This window comes from Bacillus sp. CFBP9009 (assembly GCF_036541465.1).
Taxonomy (GTDB): domain Bacteria; phylum Bacillota; class Bacilli; order Bacillales; family DSM-1321; genus Peribacillus.
The window spans coordinates 35,726-53,222 of record NZ_JAZHFU010000006.1 but is presented as its reverse complement, the minus strand read 5'-3'; the positions used below and the strand labels follow the sequence as shown (position 1 = coordinate 53,222).

The following is a 17,497-nucleotide window of genomic DNA, read 5'->3' as shown; positions in this document are numbered from 1 at the left end:
AGAATGCTTTATTTTGGTATACCGTCATTTGAATTCTTCCTTATTGCCATCTTTGATTTACTAGGAAAAAATAACCACATAAAATAATCATTGCGATATCCCAGAAGTTATTTTATAATTTTGATATAGTAAAGTTTACTCAATTACTAGCAATCTATTAACGATTGCATGAATTTCATGAGTACAATCGTCCGACGTCACTTACAAACTGGCGCAACGATATTAGAAAATTGAATACTTCCTCATTTACCGATGAGTTAGAGGCTGCAGCTTATAAAAGTAAAACGGACGAGATTCTGGAAAATTAAAGACTCCGTTTGAAAGGATAAGTTGCCGAAGTTAGGGTATATTCCATGTATATTCTTGCTGGCGGTGTAACCGAACAGGAACACCACTGTCACGTTTTTTCACAAAGCGTGGGGAGCTATCTTCGGAAGGATAAACGGGTTTATTATAAACAGCCGTCGATCTTTTTCGACTGCTGTTTTTTTATTTTTCGTTCCCTTCCAATAAAAAGGAGTGTAACATCAATTGTCAAATTCACAATCAACATCAAGCCCTACTGAACTGAAAAGGAGCCTGAAAGCGCGACATTTAATGATGATTTCATTAGGTGGAACGATAGGAACAGGTTTATTTTTAGCTAGTGGCGGGGCCATTCATTCAGCCGGACCCGGCGGTGCCTTGGTGGCATACGCAATCATCGGCATCATGGTTTATTACTTAATGACAAGTCTTGCAGAAATGGCAGCGTTCATGCCAGTGGCCGGTTCGTTCCGTGTCTATGCATCCAAATTCGTCGATCCGTCTTTCGGTTTTGCGATTGGTTGGAACTACTGGTATAACTGGGCAATCACCATTGCCGCCGAATTGGCAGCCGTTGTCTTAATTATGAAGTTCTGGTTCCCGGATAGCCCTTCAATTATCTGGAGTGCCATTGCGTTAATCATTATGTTTCTTATCAATTACATGTCAGTTAAAGGTTTCGGGGAAACAGAATTCTGGTTTGCCATGATCAAGGTCGTGACAGTCGTCATTTTCTTGATCACGGGTGTTCTGATCATTCTCGGAATCATGGGTGGGAAAGACCCAATTGGTTTTTCCAATTTCACAATGGGCGAAGGTCCCTTTAACGGAGGGTTCTTCACGATTCTAGGCGTATTCATGGCTGCCGGCTTTTCATTCCAAGGTACGGAATTGCTTGGAGTGACTGCTGGTGAAAGTGAGGATCCAGAAAAAAATATCCCAAAAGCGATCAGATCCGTTTTCTGGCGTATCATCTTATTCTATATCTTAGCCATTTTTGTAATTGGCATGATCATTCCGTTTACCGATTCACGTTTATTGAGTGAAGATGTTGCCGTAAGTCCATTCACGCTTGTATTTGAACGGGCCGGCCTTGCATTTGCTGCATCCATCATGAACGCGATCATTTTATCATCCGTACTCTCTGCCGGTAACTCTGGCATGTATGCTTCAACCCGTATGCTATGGGACTTGGCACGTGATGGGAAAGCACCGAAATTCCTAGGCAAGTTAGATAAAAGAGGAGTACCTGTGAATGCACTTATCGTGACTTCATTAGTTGGCTGCGTTGCATTCTTAGCTTCATTTTTCGGTGATGGCGTCGTTTATATCTGGTTATTGAACGCTTCAGGCATGGCGGGATTCGTCACCTGGGTAGGGATTGCGATTGCCCATTATCGGTTCCGCAAAGCCTACGCAGCTCAAGGCCTTGACATGAATGCTTTACCATTCCGGGCAAAAGGCTTCCCATTCGGGCCTATATTCGCACTTGTCCTTTGTATTATCATTATCATCGGACAAGGCTATCAAGCTTTCAGCAGCGATGGGATCGACTGGAATTCAATGTTCGTTTCCTACATTGGCTTGATTCTATTTTTCGTCCTATGGTTCGGCTATAAAATTAAGCATAAAACGAAAATCATTCCCCTAGAGGAATGTGACCTTAAATCAAAATAATACGCAAAGGACCTGTTCTTCCCTAAACGGAGAAGAACAGGTCCTTTTTTCATTTCAAAAGATAAACACGGCATTCATATGGTTGCAGGGGTTTGCTGGAGATTCCTTCTTCCTCCTGATCATAATTGCCGATCAGCTTTGTGGCAGAATATGCATGCAGCTCTTCAGGCAAAGTATAGGGAGCCTGCTCTTCTTTAAAATTGCATAGCACCAACAGCTTTTCTTCTTCCAATGATCTCGTGTAGGCAAATATTCGTTCATCATCCGGCAACAGCAGTTCAAAACGGCCATAAACGACGATTTCATGTGCCTTGCGTAATTGGATAAGCTTTTTATAAAAATGAAAAATGGAATTGTGATCATTGTAGGCATTTTCTGCATTAATCTCGGGAAAATTGGGATTAACCTTAATCCAAGGAGTCCCTTGCGTGAATCCTGCGTTCCGGGAGTCATTCCACTGAATCGGTGTTCTCGCATTATCCCGGCTGCGGGCATGGATGGCTGACATCATCCGCTCTTTTGACCAGCCATGAGAATTGACTAGTTCGTCATATGAATTCAATGTTTCGATATCCCGGTATTCATCGATGCTTTCAAATGCAACATTGGTCATGCCCAGCTCTTCCCCTTGATACATATAAGGTGTACCCTGAAGCATATGAAGACAAGCGGCAAGCATCTTAGCGCTTTCAATACGATACTTTCCATCATGACCAAACCTTGAGACAACCCGGGGCTGATCATGGTTGTTCCAGTATAAACTGTTCCAGCCATCCCCCTCCAAACCAGTCTGCCACTTGGTAAGAATTCGCTTTAAATCGGTAAGCTTCCACTTATCATTACTCCACTTTCCTTCTGGCCCGCTCCCCAAATCCATATGTTCGAATTGAAAGACCATATGTAGCTCACCACGATCTTTACCTGTGAATAATTGCGCGTCCTCCGGTGTGACGCCTGGCATCTCCCCAACCGTAATCACGTCATATCCAGAAAGTGCCCGTTGATTGATTTCCTGTAAAAACTCATGTATGCGCGGGCCATTCAGGAAAAACGGGCTTCCGTCACCAAACTGCTTCTCATGATGAACGGCTCCATCTGTATAGCTTTGATCTTTTGAAAGGAAGTTGATGACATCCATCCGGAAGCCATCGACACCCTTATCCAGCCACCATGTCATGATGCTGTAGATTTCTTCACGGAGCTTAGGGTTCTCCCAGTTTAAATCCGGTTGTTTCCTGCTAAATAAATGTAAATAATATTCATCAGTTCCTTCATCATATTCCCATGCTGAACCTTTAAAAATGGACTCCCAATTATTTGGCTCTTTCCCGTTCCTTCCAGGTTTCCAAATATAATAATCACGTTTCGGATTATCTTTTGACGATCGCGATTCCTTGAACCATGGATGTTCATCTGAAGAATGGTTGACCACCAGGTCCATCATGATCTTCATTCCACGTTCATGAACTGCCTTCAATAACCTATCGAAATCAGCCATGGTCCCGAATTCAGTCATGATTGATTTATAATCACTGATATCGTACCCATTGTCATCATTGGGAGATTGATAAACGGGGGATAGCCATATCACGTTCACACCCAGCTCTTGTAAATAATCGAGCTTCATCAAGATCCCGTTTATATCCCCTATCCCATCGCCATCACTATCCATAAAACTCCTTGGATACACTTGATACACAACTGCCTCTTTCCACCATGCTTTGTCCATGCTTTTCCCCCTTTTTAGCCGCATTGACACAATTATTACACCAATACCCTATTATAAAGGGGGAAACTCCAGAATATTCTACTTTTATTCAGCTATTCCCGTTTGAATCATTTCAATATCCAAGTCGACCTCGATTGGAATATCGGGATATGCCTCCTCCCAATGTTTTTGATTGAAATTTCTTGTTTTACTTTTAGCGTGATCACCAAGTGCAATCGGGTCTATATCGTTCTCCTGAAACATGGTTACCATCTCATTTAATTTTTTACCAATGACATGCTCGGCCCTGGCCTCTATTTTTTTCAGGTCGACCGCTTTGCCCAGGTCATAGCCTTGGACCTCTAGCAGACTCGCTTTTAATTTCACTCCAATCCTTACCTTGGGGTCTTGATTGGCATTCGAAATATGATAATGGACACGTGACTCCACGTTATTGATATCTGTAAAGTCATTTTCCTTCCATTTAATTTCATAACTCCCCAGCTTAAAGTTTTCACTAAGGACTTTATATAAAAAGCCGTCTTCATAAGAGATATATTTACCAATATAACGATCCTTTTTAAACAAGGCGATCCCTCTTACCCGTATTTGGTCTCCTTCTGTTTCCAATAAGGGCAAGACCGGATCGATTCCTTTACCATGACACGCATATAAATACCTGTGAAGATCTACATTAGGCAAATTAGTCCTTATATTCTGTTCGATCAGCTCTTTCACTTGAACCCCTGGAGTTTTAATCAACTTTGGCTCCATTTTAACTACATCCTCCGCTTTGCCATGAACGACCGCTAAATACAAATCCCTTCCCACCATTGGGTCACGCCTATATGTATCGACATAATCATTCAACCCCTTACCTGCCAATTCTTCACCATATAGAATGACTGTCAGTCTCCCGCCGACAATCGGGTATGGTGTTTTTGCATTTTCTTGCTGGCGGGCCGCCTTTATATCATGGGAGTTCGCTTCATATACTTCTTTACCCAGATCTGCTTTCTCCCCAGGCTGAGGAACGCTGACAACGACCGTACCTTTGATTTTTTTGTCTTCGGCATCATCATAACCTACGACTTCAGCAATTAAAATATCTTCTAATATTTGCTTTTCCACGCCGCATGCCGTCACCAAAAAGCCTGCTAATGTTATCAATAGAAGTTTGATTTTCATGATTTATGACCCCTAACTTTATAGACGATCGACTGCCATATGAATAAGAAAGGAAGATACAAATAAACGATATAAAAACCAATTTGCGAACTGATCGTGTTAAACTTATCGATTCTATAGCGGTTATCCAAAAAAACGCAGGAAACTAAGATGATAATCAGAATGAGAACCAACATCTTTTTCTGTCTTAATCCAAATACTCTTTTTGCTGTCCTGCTCGCTGCCCAAACCCCTATGCAAACATTCGGCAGCACCATGAACAGCCAAACGGAAATCCCTATGTATTCGAACCTTTCAATGAATGGAAGGTCTACGATTTTCCATAACGTCAAAGTTGCCCAAATTACATCTTTCAGCTGATCTTGATGATAGTAGGCTAATGAAACAATAATCGATACTAAATAAATCGACATAGTAAGCAACGCCCCTAAGTGGGCCCACTTTTGAGATTTTTCACGATTTTTAATGAAAGGATAATAAATGAGGAGTAATTCAAAACCAAGGTAATTCAGGGTCATTTTCTTACAGGCCTTCATGATTTCCAAAAAGGAATGATCAAGAAAAGGACCCAAATTTTCAAAGTGGGCATACTTCAATGGGAAATAATTCAAAAGGAATAATGGCGATCCGATAATAAGCCCGATTATGCAAAAACCGGTAATGACCCTGAAACCTCCCTCCACAAAACTATACACGAGAATAAGAATGATGGTTATTAGCATCAGGACATTGACACCAGGGAACATCCAAACCTGTATGACTTCTAAATAAGTCCTGATAAGAATGATGGAGATCATTATAAAGTAGAGGATGAATAAAATATTGAAAGCATTTCCGACCCATTTGCCAAACAAATCCTTGTGGATGGCGACTAAGTCAATTGTTTGGGGACCCCTGCCTAAAAGCTTGAAACACATCCAAAGCAGAATATTTATAATCAACCCTGATATGAGGACCGATATCCATACGTCTTGGCCAGCCTCTTTCGCTATGATCCGTTCAAACCCCAATATCCCTACTCCAATCTGCATGCCGGGCATGAGGAAAAAAACAAAAAATGGAGATATTTGTTTAGTTTCATTTGGTTTTAGTTCCATACCTTTTCACCGCTTTCTACTTCCTTATTCATCAATATCGTTATGTGAGTTTCGCGCTTCCGCCTCCTTCCTTATCCTTAGTGGATTTTCCGTCCGCAGAAACTGCGGGCGTTTTTTCTGCTTTGAAAAAGGGAGGCGAATCAGACTATCTTTAAAGTCATGAATTCTTAACGGGTAAAGAGGATCTAAATAAGGACTGCCAAGCGAAGTCAATTTCAATAAATGACTTAAAATGAATGCACTGCATAAAGCTATTCCAAACAGTCCGTATAACTGGGCTGCAATTAGAAATGGGAAGCGGATAAGGCGAATCGTATTGCTGATTTGGTAAATCGGCACCGTAAAAGAAGCCAAGGCAGCCAAAGCGACAAGCATCAACAAGACATTACTGACAAATCCCGCTTCCACAGCGGCTGTACCGATGACTATACCGCCAACAATGCCGATGGTAGAGCCAACCTTAGCAGGCAGCCTGACCGCCGCTTCCCTCAGCAATTCGATCGTCCCTTCCAGCACGATCGCTTCCAAGATCGGCGGAAAAGGGATCACGCCCCTCGATGATATTAAGATCGGCAGCAAATCCGTTGGAATCACTTGATAATGATAGGTTAAAACAGCAACATACAGAGGTGAAGACAAAACGGAAAACAGTACTGCGAAAAGCCGAATCAAACGGAATGATGTACCGAGATTCCATATTTGAAAATAATCTTCAAATGACGAAAAGAACGAAATGATGGTATTGGGACCAACTAATGCATGAGGAGAGCCATCCAGCATGATCCCTATTTTCCCTTCCGATAATACACTGGCCAGATGATCAGGCCGCTCCGTATCAATCAGTTGCGGAAACATCGAATTCCGATTATCCGTTATCATTTGGCTCACAAACGAAATATCGACGATCGTATCATATTCTATATCTTCTATTCTCTGCATGACTGTCTTAATGATCTGTTGATTTACTACTCCATCTATGTAGAGTACCGCTAACCTCGTTTGCGAGATGCTCCCGACCCGAAATTCCTTGGATTGCAATTCAGGAGTGGGCAACCGGTTACGGATCAGATTCAAATTCAAATCAAGCGATTCTACAAAGGCCTCCTTGGACCCAACGACCGTATACTCCGACTCGGGTGTGGAAATTTGCCTTTTCACACTATGAACACATGGAATCAGCAAACACATTTCATCATCTTTCTTGTATTGAATCATGACCGATCCTGCCAAAACCAACCTTTGAATGTCTTTTAGATCAGCCGTCAATTTCATATCTTCCATCGGAATATCGCCTTTTAGTTGCTTAAGGACCTTCTTTGGTTGATTCGACATGACTGCCAATACTTGTTCATGGAGCTGTTGTGCACTAACCAGTGAATTGAAGTAGGAGATTTTATAGCCATCATCATTCGGGAATTGGAAGGTAAGAAAATCATTAGATGCTTTAAACTTTTTAAAGAGTTCCTGAAAATCCTTGGAAGTAACCTGAAAGGAGGCTGAATCCATTTCCCTCCTTCCCTTAAATAACCTCACCATCCCACCCCCATTACAAAGTTTTTAGTTCATTCGATTATTGTAACCACCCTATTTAAAGTTAGTCATGATCCACCGATATCCTTAAAATAGGAAAAGACCTATCCGGAATCCACCGGATAAGTCTTTAATTCAATAATAACAAATTACCTTGGACTTGGAAAAATCCGTGTTACAAGTTCACGGAACTCTTCAGCGAATCCTGCAACGGGTTTTCCATTCTCGATATCATTCGCATACCCTTCCATTCTTTGAACAAAGTCCGGATTTGCCGACACATAAACTTGGTCTACCGATGGATCGGCTCCCCTTACTGTATCAGCAACCCTTTCTTTAAGGTCATTCGAGATATCCTTATCCCCGCCATCTTTTAATACCGCCCCTACATAAGCATTATTTTCAGTCACGATGACACTTGCGTTACTTACTTCCTTCATGGCTTCGACTCGATTTGAGATATCCTCGGAGATCCTCATATCGTTTATACCATTATCATTATTGTTGTTATTAGCATTATTTTCATCATTAACATTTTGCCTTGTGTCGCTTACATTCATCGGATTATCTAAATTATCCTGATGATTACGATTCAGGCCAAGATTTTCACTGGCACCTTCGTTATCATTAGTTGCACAACCTGTAATCACTAAAGCCATCATCGCACTTGATACTATCGCTTTATAATTCATATTCATCACTCCTCAAAATCATTTAACATTACTATTTGCGAGGAGTGGATAGTTTATTCAGAAGAAGTAACCTTCAAGCCGATAATTCCCACCAAAATTAAACCGACGAATACCAAACGCATCGCATCCTTAGGCTCGTTAAATACGATGATGCCTACCAGAACAGCTCCAAGAGCCCCTATTCCGGTCCAAATTGCATACGCTGTTCCCATAGGCAGGGTTTTTATCGCCGATGATAAAAAATAAAAACTAATAACCATGCCAGCAATCGTTATGATAGAAGGTAATAATTTCGTAAAACCCTCGGTATACTTTAAACTCGTCGCCCATACCACTTCAAATAATCCTGCAATAACCAATTGAATCCATGCCATCTATCTTCCCTCCAATTACAGAAAAAGCCCGAAAGGTCATAAATCATAACCTCCCGGGCTTTTTTCCCTCCGTGTACGCAGACTCTGCGCGTTTCTCTTGGACCATTCCGGTAAAATTCAACCAAGGAACCCTAGAAACTTATTATTTCCATACTATATCATGTACATTTCATATCGGTCAAACACTCATGCATCGCCTCTGTTTCTAAGCTTCCACTTGTCACCTTTAATTGAAAACCAAATATTTTTAAAGGGTTCAGGTATTTCTTTAGCCGCATCAACCGTATATTGTACGGACTCTTTTTTATATTGAACATCTTCAGTGATTTCTTGCTGTGTCATGGCGAGTTGGTCCGTCTCCGATTTAATCTGGTCCGTTTTGGCCTGGATGCGTGTAACGGTTTCAGTCACATTTTCAATTGTCGGTTTGGAATCCTTAAATGTTTTAAAAGCAAAAAACGCTAAATAGATAATCGATCCGATAAAGAGGGCAAGACTAATATATACAATGACCACCTAGATTCCTCCTTTTATTTTACCTTTACTATACCCGTAATAATTGAGCAGAAAACGAATCCCTATGTATTTTCTTTTATGCCTGGTCATATTATTGAAAGAAAAAGGAGGAATGAAAATGAATCAAATGCCTCTGCTTAAAGCCTGTTTTAAAGCTGGAATCCACTTCATCAGACATATGACCATACAGCAGGCTGCCACTATTGCAGGAATCATTTTTTTAATCATTCATCCAGAAGTTTTCAGCCCCCTTTGGCTTACACTGGCAACATCCGTCTTGATTCTGCTCCTGCTTTGAAGATCGTAAGTAGCCTTCCACACTGGTTGAGTTATGGTTTCTTCGCTGACACCCACATCAGGAAGCAACATTCAGAAGTACATACGGAACCAAGCAGGCAACAGGCCGTCACGTTGGATTTCACCCTTACTGCTAATTGATTTCAACTCCTTCATAACGATGATCTAAAAAGTTTAATCAATCGATTGATTAAACAGGAATTTGGCTTGAACCCCTTGTGACAGAAGAACTTCCCTCCCCCTTCATATATTGATTACACTACATTTACCATTTTATCAAACGGAAATTATTAGAAAATTACAAAATTTGTGTATAATTAGGCTATATTCATTAAATCTTAAGGAGGAATCATAGTCATGGATACTCTTATTCAACAGTTCAGGAATTTGCCCACCACGGCGATTTCTGATGCAATGGAAGGGTTGAGCAACCTGGAATCGGCGATTAAACCCTTAAAGGAAGAGTTTCGTCTGGCCGGACGAGCTTTGACCGTACAGATGCCCGTCGGTGATAATTCAGCCGTGTTAAAAGCAATCGGCGAAGCCAAGCCTGGGGATATAATTGTCGTTGACAGCAAGGGTGATACATACCGGGCGATAGCAGGAGACTTTGTCGTCGGCATGATGCAGACCATGGAAGTTGGCGGTCTCGTTATCGATGGAGTCATTCGCGATCTTGAAGCAATTAAAGAATTGAATTTCCCTGTTTTCAGCAAAGGGGCGACGGTTGCCTCAAGCGGCAAGGAAGGTGTAGGCCAAACCAATATCCCCATTTCCTGTGGAGGTGTCACCGTATTTCCAGGTGACATCATCATAGGTGACATGGATGGAGTCGTGGTCGTGCCACAAGCCAAGGGTGAAGAAATCCTGTACAAAGCGAAGGATAAAATCATGAAAGATGAACAGCGTGCTGAAAAATATGCAGGGAAGCCTGATCAAATTAGAAAGTATATTGCCATGATGACCAATAAAGGATGACGCATATAAAAAACAGGCAGGAAGCGATGGCTTCCTGCCTGTTTTTTCATTAGCCTTATTTATCGGTCTTATCTTCCTTTGAAGCCTCTTCATCATATGTGTAATCATAATCAGCAGGGTCTATCGGTTTAAAACCATTTGGAGTATAGAAACGGAGTAAGTCGCCGTTCACTACTTGGTCTGATAAATTGAGCATCGTTTCAGCTCTCGTTTTATAATTGAGGATGTCATCATTTTCCTCGACCAATTCTCCTGTTTTAGTATCGTAGTATTTCCCTTTAATGGAAGTGACCTCCGGTGTTACAAAATCACCATTCCTGAAAGGTACTACTTCATTATGATCTTTTGACAATAAATCGGAACCGAATTGTACATAATCTTTAGATTCAATTCCTAACAGATGCAATAAAGTCGGGAGAAGGTCAATTTGTCCTCCGTATTGGTGCATTTCCCCGCCTTCGACACCTGGAACATGAATCAATAATGGTACACGTTGCAATTGGGCATTCTCAAATGCGTCAACATCCTTGCCAAGCACTTTTGACATGGCTTCTTTATGGTTTTCGGAAATACCATAGTGATCACCATACATAACGATTACCGAGTTATCATAAAGACCGGATTCCTTCAGATAATCGAAAAACTCTTTAAGCGCCTCATCGGCATAGCGTGCAGTTTGGAAGTAACTATCAACGGAAGCATCGCCTGTCGTATGCTTACCGATTGTTGCTTTTTCCTGGTCCATGGCATATGGGAAATGATGAGATACCGTTATGAATTTTGTATAGAAAGGCTGTTTAAGCGTTTCTAACATAGGAATCGATTCTTTAAAGAAAGGCTTATCCATTAATCCATAACTTAGAACTTCCTCTTTATTTTCCATATTATAATGGTTTGCATCGAAGAACTGATTAAAACCAAGAGACTTATACATATTATCCCGGTTCCAGAAAGATTTGTAGTTACCATGGAACACAGCAGATGTGTATCCTTGTTGTCCTAAAATCGCTGGTGCTGCTTGATACGTATTTTGGGATCGGTTTGTGAATGCTGCACCCTGTGGTAAACCGAACAGGGAATTTTCGAGCATGAATTCAGCATCCGCCGTTTTACCTTGGCCTACTTGATGGAAGAAATTATCAAAGTGCATGAAATCTGACTTATCTGCTGCAAGTGAGTTTAAAAATGGAGTAACTTCTTCTCCATTCAACTCATAATCGATCAGGAAATTCTGCATGGATTCCAAATGCAGGTATATGACATTCTTACCTTTAGCTGCCCCAAAATACTCAGGGTTCGGTTCAGCGCTTGTTGCCTTCGTATAGTTGACCACTTCTGCGATATCCGTGCTATTTGCAGTCGCACGCTGAGCGTATGTTTTAGTATTCTGAACGGCATCATAAACCGTATAGTTGAACATGCCCAAATATTTGACGATATAGTTCCGGTCGAATGTTCTTGATAATAATTGCGGACGATCCTTTTCAGCAAGTCCCAAATTGATCGCAAAAATTGCAAGTCCCGCTAGGTAAACCATTCCAACTGTACGGCGTTTGACTTTGAAGTCTTCCACTTTAAAGTCTTTGAATCTGTACAACAGGATCAAAAGAACCGTATCAAGGAAATAAAATACATCATGGCCTTTAAATAATTCTAAAATACTCGGCCCCAAATCCCCGGCGTTTTGCACTTGCGTCAAGGTTGGCAATGTAATGAAATCGGTAAATGACCGGTAGTATACAATATTGAAGAATAACCATAGTGACATCAAAAGGTTCAACCTGATGATCCATTTAAACGTTTTTTTGCCTCTAGCCAATAGTGCCAAGCCAAAGAATAAAATGGCTGAACTAATCGGGTTTATGAACAGCAAAAACTGTTGCAGGCCATTTTCAATACCTAAGTTAAATTCAACTCGATATCCAATATAAGTTTTAATCTGAAACATAACTACTGCAATAAAGAAAAAGCCTAGTATGTTATCTGCAAATAAATGCCGGCTTTTTTTGAGAAAATTATTCATGCTTTCACCTCTATTAATCTAGTGGTTTATTTATATAAATTCTTACAAACTTACAAAAGACGGAAAAACGGAAACCTTATAATAGCATTCTTTCACTTGGATAGTCAAGATTGTGAAAACCACCTTTTGTCACATCCATAACTCTTATATCCAGAACACTTCTTTAGCTTATGAACAAGCCTTTGAAAAAATAACAGAGCTTCGCCCGTCTCGAATGTCCAGCGCACCTATAACAAATATATAGGAACTCCATGTCTTAATCCAATAAATATTACCGTAACTTTTTGGGGTGACTGCGGATGACAGTCACTGTTTTAGTTTCACGTCCTTGAACCTTTTCCATTATAAACGACTCTTTATAAAAAAACCAGTACATTACAAAATATGTAAAGATATAAATCTTCAATTATTGAAGGCTACCTGAAATTCCCAGGACTCCTTTCCCGATAATTCGACAGTTGAAAATGGATTGCCGATTACATGGATGCACCTCTCCTCCGCACTTTTGTTACCCTATTCAAAATCCAAGCCTGCAAAAGTTTGACTCATTCATAATTGCATCCTGCCGCTTCGAAATCCCATAAAATAACAAATAGATTTCGTGTAATATCGACATCATTCCCCTCCGGCTTCTTTATTAGCTTTTTTCAAAAAACTTTTCCTGAAAATCCTGATCATATTATTTTTATATTTTACTTTCAGGATAATTTTTATCATCCATAAAAGATTTGATTTACCAAAATTAACTTAAATTACAATTTAAAAAACTCTTCTTGGAACCGGAAAGCTTCAAGTATCCATGGATTTGACATTATAATAGGAAGAAACTGAATTTTTTCATATCGGCTGAAGGGTTACATTCCTTCGATTGCAGCCCATATGAGCCATAAAAAGCAACTGGAGTGAATATACCTTGTCCTTTTCCCATTTCCCCTTAATTTGGTCGTGGGGGACCTTATAAGCTTACCTGTATTTTGTCACCTTTATATGTGAATTCCTTTGTCCCCTTTGTTAGTATATTGGTTTCATCCAGCTTTATTATAAAAAATAAAAAAATCCTGCCCTCGATCGAGGACAGGATTTCATTTAACAATATTTAAATTACTTAATGCCTTCTGAAACTTCTTTAACCATAGCGTCAACAGATTCTAAACCGCCGCCTGATAAGTACCAGTAGTTAGGGTCTAGATAAATGATGTTACCTTCTTTAAATGCTTTTGTATTTTTCACAATGTCATTTTCAACAGTATCTTTTGCTGCAGCTCCATCACCGGCAACCGCATCTCTGTCTACAACGAATAGGTAGTCAGGGTTCTTTTCAGCAATATATTCGAAAGAAATACTTTGACCATGTGTCGATACTTCCAATTTATCATCTACTGCAGGTACTCCGAATACATCATGGATGATTCCAAATCTTGAATCCGGTCCGTAAGCACTTACTTTTCCACCGCTGGCAAGAACGATTAAACCAGTTTTGTCAGTTGGAGCTTTTTCTTTCAAAGCATTGATGTTTTCTTCAACACTTGCCAATTCTTTAGCTGCTTCGTCTTCTTTATCGAAGATTTTACCTAAAAGTGTTACGTTCTCTTCAAATGATTCCATATACTTTGTTGTATCTACACCCACAAAAACAGTAGGGGCAATTTTGCTTAGTTCTTTATATGCTTCAGATTGACGGCCAGAAATAAGGATTAAGTCAGGAGCGATTTCGTTGATTTTTTCGAAGTCAGGTTCTTTTAATCCGCCGGCATTTTCAGTTGTACCTTTATATTTAGAAAGGTATTTTGGAAGGCCATCATGAGGAACAGCTGCCACTTCCACACCCAATTTATCAAGAGTATCAAGAGCACCCATATCGAATACAACGACTTTTTCAGGGTTTGTTTTTACTTTCGTTTCGCCTAGTTGGTGCTTAACTGTAATTTCTTCGCTTTTAGCACTTTCTTTTTTCGCGCTTGATTCTTCTTTTTCCTTATCTGATCCACAAGCTACAGCCACTACAGCCAGCATTGCAACCAAAAGAAGTAAAGATAATTTCTTAATCATTATGGTCACCTCAAAATTTTTTTATTTAAAATTACATATTGAATCCTCACCTTCACAGAATTCACCTTCATCACTTCCCTGCCATATGACAGGAGGCGGCTATAATCTTTGGGCGCCCGCCAACTCTTACCAGCCTAAGAAGCGTATGTGGTGATTTCTGGGACGGCTATGAATACTGAAGTAATTTAAAACCAAATGGAATTGTCTTACGTGAAGTACACACAGATCTTATTGTCATTGATGCTTTGGATTTCAATATCCATATCATAGATTTCCTTTAAAACATTGGAATTGATGACTTGTTCGGTAGGTCCATTATGAACAACCTTTCCATCCTTCAATGCGACAATATAGTCGGAATAGCAGGATGCAAAATTAATGTCATGAATGACGATAATGACCGTTTTGCCTAATTCATCGGCCAATCTCCTCAATACCTTCATGATTTGGACGGAATGCTTCATGTCAAGATTGTTCAGGGGTTCATCAAGAAGTACATACTCCGTGTTCTGAGCAATAACCATGGCAATGAATGCCCTCTGTTGCTGCCCGCCGCTAAGCTGGTCAAGAAACTTATCTTGCATGTCGGCAAGTTCCATATATTCAATCGCTTCATCGACGTATTTCCAATCCTCTTTAGTCAGTTTGCCTTGTGAATAAGGAAAACGGCCAAAGGCGACGAGTTCACGAATCGTTAAACGGATATTGATGTGATTAGCCTGCTTTAAGATGGCAATCTTCTTCGCAAGTTCATTGCTATTGAATTTCCCCATATCCTTTCCCTCGATCAGGACCTCTCCTGAATCCCGGGTAATGAGACGGCTGATCATCGAAAGGACGGTACTTTTCCCCGCTCCATTAGGACCGATGAAGGATGTGATTTTCCCTTTCATTATTTCAATGGAAACATCCTCGACAACCGTTTTACTATTATATTTTTTGAATAAATTTTTCACTTCTACCATGATTTATTCTCCTTTAATAGAAGATAGATGAAATAGACGCCGCCGACAAAGTTGATGATGACACTTAAGGTGGTTGAGAACGTAAAGATCCTCTCCACAATGAATTGGCCGCCGACCAGGGCAACCACACTGATCAGCATCGCACCCGGGATGATAAATTTATGCTGATAGGACTTAATGAATTGATAAGCCACATTTGCAACAAGCAATCCGAGGAACGTGATCGGACCGATCAGGGCAGTCGAAATGGAGATTAAAACCGTAACGACGATTAAAACCCGCTTCGTGACAAAATCATAATCCACACCCAAGTTTATGGCTTGGTCCCTCCCCAGGGACATGACATCTAAATACTTCAAAAATCTCATGAAATATATCATTGCAACTATCATTAGGATAATAGCTAACGTTAACAGGTCCGTGTTGACATTATTGAAGCTGGCGAACATTTTATTTTGAATGATTTGAAATTCATTCGGATCAATCAATACCTGCATGAATGAAGACATGCTGCCGAATAAGGTTCCGAAGATGATACCGATCAGCAATAGGAAGTAAATATTACGGTTTTTCTTGAACATGAATTTGAACAGAAGGCTTGCAAAAATAAGCATGGCCGCAAGTGTAATCAGGAAATTGAGATTTTTATTCATGATCATGATATGCGTTGATCCGAATATGAAAATGACTCCCGTTTGGATCAGCATATACATTGAGTCCAACCCTAAAATGCTTGGTGTCAGGATTTTATTATTCGTGACTGTCTGAAAAATCACTGTTGAAAAAGCTATTGCACAGCCAACCACGATGATGGCGATAATTTTTATAACCCTTCTCGGCAGTGCATAATCCCAATTCGGGCCAAGGTCCCAAAAGATATAACCTGCCGTTAAAACTGCTGCAAGAACAGCCAATATAATGATCCTACTTTTATTATTCATATGCCTTTCTCCTCATTATCAGATAGATAAATACGGCGCTTCCTATGACACCAACCACGAGTCCGATCGGGATTTCAAATGGAAATATGAGGATCCTGCCCAGAATATCGCAGATCAATAGGAATACTGCCCCTAGCAATGCTGTATGAGAAAGACTCTTTTTCAAATTGTCACCAAGGTAAAGGGATACAATATTTGGTACGATCAACCCTATGAAAGGAATCGTTCCCACCGTTAACAAAACGACAGTGGAGGATAATGCCACGATGATCAACCCAAAATTGACTATAAGCTTATAATTGAGTCCTAGATTGATAGCAAACTCCTCACCCATCCCTGCCACAGTGAATTTATTGGCAAAGAAGTATGCGAGAATGACGAGAGGGATACTTACATATATAAGTTCGTACCTTCCCGACATGATCATCGAGAAATCCCCATTCATCCATGTGTTGAGGCTTTGAATCAAATCATATTTATAGGCAAAGAAAGTCGAGATGGATCCGACGATATTACCAAACATCAAACCCACCAATGGAATGAAAATCGTATCCTTATATTTCACTTGATCAAGAATTTTCATGAACAAGAATGTACCTGCCAAAGCGAATATGAAAGCGAATGCCATTTTCTCAATAAGTGCTGCCGATGGAAAAATGATAATGGCAAGAAGAAGTCCCAGCCTTGCAGAGTCCATGGTACCGGCAGTCGTCGGGGATACAAATTTATTGCGGCTCAATTGCTGCATGATCAGACCGCTTATACTCATCACAATACCGGCAATGACTATGGTCACCATTCTGGGGAAACGGCTTTGCAGCATGATTTGCACTTTATCATCACTTAGATTCAATAAATCCAGGGGGGTAATATCTTTTACACCAATGAATAATGACGTAAATGATAAAACAATTAACGCCATGACTAAATATCTTATCTTCATCTACATTTCCTACTCTTCCTATCTCACTTTAATACAGCGATAATATTTTTAATTAAACATATTTGAATAAAGACTATCGTAAAGTCACCTATTGAAATGGAAATCATGAAGTTGCAATAGTTAAAAGGTTCTTCCATTCGTGATAATGAGATTCATTATCATTATCAGTCATTCTTATTCTATCATTTCTTAGACATGTGTCAATATATACAA

At 40.2% G+C, this 17,497-nt stretch carries 15 protein-coding genes and 2 riboswitches; of the genes, 3 read left to right on the top strand and 12 right to left on the bottom strand.

Annotation, left to right across the window (positions count from 1 at the left end; genetic code table 11):
* Window positions 1-250: 250 nt before the first annotated feature.
* A riboswitch (Lysine riboswitch) is annotated at window positions 251-435 on the top strand.
* 96 nt (window positions 436-531) lie between these two features.
* Complete coding sequence (locus V3595_RS16350; protein ID WP_485908360.1) at window positions 532-1,983, top strand: amino acid permease; 1,452 nt, start codon at window positions 532-534, stop codon at window positions 1,981-1,983.
* Between the two features lie 49 nt (window positions 1,984-2,032).
* Here the strand turns inward: V3595_RS16350 and V3595_RS16345 are convergent, their stop codons facing one another.
* From V3595_RS16345 to V3595_RS16315, 7 genes are all read right to left on the bottom strand, one after another.
* Window positions 2,033-3,712, bottom strand: coding sequence for a glycoside hydrolase family 13 protein (locus V3595_RS16345; protein ID WP_485908359.1), 1,680 nt, complete (start codon window positions 3,710-3,712; stop codon window positions 2,033-2,035).
* 84 nt (window positions 3,713-3,796) lie between these two features.
* Window positions 3,797-4,879: a Ger(x)C family spore germination protein gene (locus V3595_RS16340; RefSeq protein ID WP_485908357.1), complete on the bottom strand. Its 1,083-nt coding sequence runs from the start codon at window positions 4,877-4,879 to the stop codon at window positions 3,797-3,799.
* Window positions 4,876-5,976 (bottom strand): GerAB/ArcD/ProY family transporter, encoded by a 1,101-nt coding sequence (locus tag V3595_RS16335; protein ID WP_485908355.1) that lies wholly within the window; start codon window positions 5,974-5,976, stop codon window positions 4,876-4,878. The genes V3595_RS16340 and V3595_RS16335 overlap by 4 nt, the downstream gene beginning before the upstream one ends.
* Before the next feature lie 24 nt (window positions 5,977-6,000).
* Window positions 6,001-7,509, bottom strand: coding sequence for a spore germination protein (locus V3595_RS16330; protein WP_485908353.1), 1,509 nt, complete (start codon window positions 7,507-7,509; stop codon window positions 6,001-6,003).
* 146 nt (window positions 7,510-7,655) lie between these two features.
* Window positions 7,656-8,198 (bottom strand): YhcN/YlaJ family sporulation lipoprotein, encoded by a 543-nt coding sequence (locus tag V3595_RS16325; protein ID WP_485908351.1) that lies wholly within the window; start codon window positions 8,196-8,198, stop codon window positions 7,656-7,658.
* Window positions 8,199-8,251: 53 nt separating this feature from the next.
* On the bottom strand, window positions 8,252-8,572 hold the full coding sequence (gene sugE / locus V3595_RS16320; protein ID WP_098371657.1) for a quaternary ammonium compound efflux SMR transporter SugE: 321 nt from the start codon (window positions 8,570-8,572) through the stop codon (window positions 8,252-8,254).
* A gap of 48 nt (window positions 8,573-8,620) precedes the next feature.
* Window positions 8,621-8,718: riboswitch (guanidine-I (ykkC/yxkD leader) on the bottom strand.
* Between the two features lie 40 nt (window positions 8,719-8,758).
* Window positions 8,759-9,088, bottom strand: a complete 330-nt coding sequence (locus tag V3595_RS16315) for a DUF948 domain-containing protein (RefSeq protein ID WP_485908349.1) — start codon at window positions 9,086-9,088, stop codon at window positions 8,759-8,761.
* A 118-nt stretch (window positions 9,089-9,206) separates the two neighbouring features.
* Between V3595_RS16315 and V3595_RS16310 the strand changes: the two genes are divergently transcribed.
* Together V3595_RS16310 and V3595_RS16305 are read left to right on the top strand one after the other, a co-directional pair.
* Window positions 9,207-9,386, top strand: coding sequence for a hypothetical protein (locus V3595_RS16310; protein ID WP_034310080.1), 180 nt, complete (start codon window positions 9,207-9,209; stop codon window positions 9,384-9,386).
* A gap of 356 nt (window positions 9,387-9,742) precedes the next feature.
* Window positions 9,743-10,363, top strand: a complete 621-nt coding sequence (locus V3595_RS16305) for an RraA family protein (RefSeq protein ID WP_485908346.1) — start codon at window positions 9,743-9,745, stop codon at window positions 10,361-10,363.
* A gap of 55 nt (window positions 10,364-10,418) precedes the next feature.
* Here V3595_RS16305 and ltaS read toward each other — a convergent pair whose 3' ends face one another.
* The 5 genes from ltaS to V3595_RS16280 all read right to left on the bottom strand — a co-directional run bounded on the left by ltaS (window position 10,419) and on the right by V3595_RS16280 (window position 17,284).
* Window positions 10,419-12,386, bottom strand: a complete 1,968-nt coding sequence (ltaS, locus tag V3595_RS16300) for a lipoteichoic acid synthase (RefSeq protein ID WP_485908344.1) — start codon at window positions 12,384-12,386, stop codon at window positions 10,419-10,421.
* Between the two features lie 1,101 nt (window positions 12,387-13,487).
* Window positions 13,488-14,432, bottom strand: coding sequence for a siderophore ABC transporter substrate-binding protein (locus V3595_RS16295; protein WP_483878407.1), 945 nt, complete (start codon window positions 14,430-14,432; stop codon window positions 13,488-13,490).
* Window positions 14,433-14,641: 209 nt separating this feature from the next.
* Window positions 14,642-15,400: an iron ABC transporter ATP-binding protein gene (locus tag V3595_RS16290; protein ID WP_137016601.1), complete on the bottom strand. Its 759-nt coding sequence runs from the start codon at window positions 15,398-15,400 to the stop codon at window positions 14,642-14,644.
* Window positions 15,394-16,341 carry an iron chelate uptake ABC transporter family permease subunit gene (locus V3595_RS16285; protein ID WP_485908341.1) on the bottom strand — a complete coding sequence of 316 codons (948 nt, stop codon included), beginning with the start codon at window positions 16,339-16,341 and terminating at the stop codon, window positions 15,394-15,396. The genes V3595_RS16290 and V3595_RS16285 overlap by 7 nt, the downstream gene beginning before the upstream one ends.
* The gene (locus tag V3595_RS16280) at window positions 16,334-17,284 is read right to left on the bottom strand and encodes an ABC transporter permease (protein ID WP_485908340.1); all 951 of its coding nucleotides are present in this window, start codon (window positions 17,282-17,284) and stop codon (window positions 16,334-16,336) included. The genes V3595_RS16285 and V3595_RS16280 overlap by 8 nt, the downstream gene beginning before the upstream one ends.
* Between the last annotated feature and the right edge of the window lie 213 nt (window positions 17,285-17,497).

Excerpts from the sequence above, each read along its gene's own strand:
- V3595_RS16345 (WP_485908359.1), bottom strand. The coding sequence starts at position 3,712 with ATGGACAAAGCATGGTGGAAAGAGGCAGTTGTGTATCAAGTGTATCCA.
- V3595_RS16340 (WP_485908357.1), bottom strand. The coding sequence starts at position 4,879 with ATGAAAATCAAACTTCTATTGATAACATTAGCAGGCTTTTTGGTGACG.
- V3595_RS16335 (WP_485908355.1), bottom strand. The coding sequence starts at position 5,976 with ATGGAACTAAAACCAAATGAAACTAAACAAATATCTCCATTTTTTGTT.
- V3595_RS16325 (WP_485908351.1), bottom strand. The coding sequence starts at position 8,198 with ATGAATTATAAAGCGATAGTATCAAGTGCGATGATGGCTTTAGTGATT.
- sugE (WP_098371657.1), bottom strand. The coding sequence starts at position 8,572 with ATGGCATGGATTCAATTGGTTATTGCAGGATTATTTGAAGTGGTATGG.
- V3595_RS16310 (WP_034310080.1), top strand. The coding sequence starts at position 9,207 with ATGAATCAAATGCCTCTGCTTAAAGCCTGTTTTAAAGCTGGAATCCAC.
- V3595_RS16305 (WP_485908346.1), top strand. The coding sequence starts at position 9,743 with ATGGATACTCTTATTCAACAGTTCAGGAATTTGCCCACCACGGCGATT.
- ltaS (WP_485908344.1), bottom strand. The coding sequence starts at position 12,386 with ATGAATAATTTTCTCAAAAAAAGCCGGCATTTATTTGCAGATAACATA.
- V3595_RS16290 (WP_137016601.1), bottom strand. The coding sequence starts at position 15,400 with ATGGTAGAAGTGAAAAATTTATTCAAAAAATATAATAGTAAAACGGTT.
- V3595_RS16285 (WP_485908341.1), bottom strand. The coding sequence starts at position 16,341 with ATGAATAATAAAAGTAGGATCATTATATTGGCTGTTCTTGCAGCAGTT.
- V3595_RS16280 (WP_485908340.1), bottom strand. The coding sequence starts at position 17,284 with ATGAAGATAAGATATTTAGTCATGGCGTTAATTGTTTTATCATTTACG.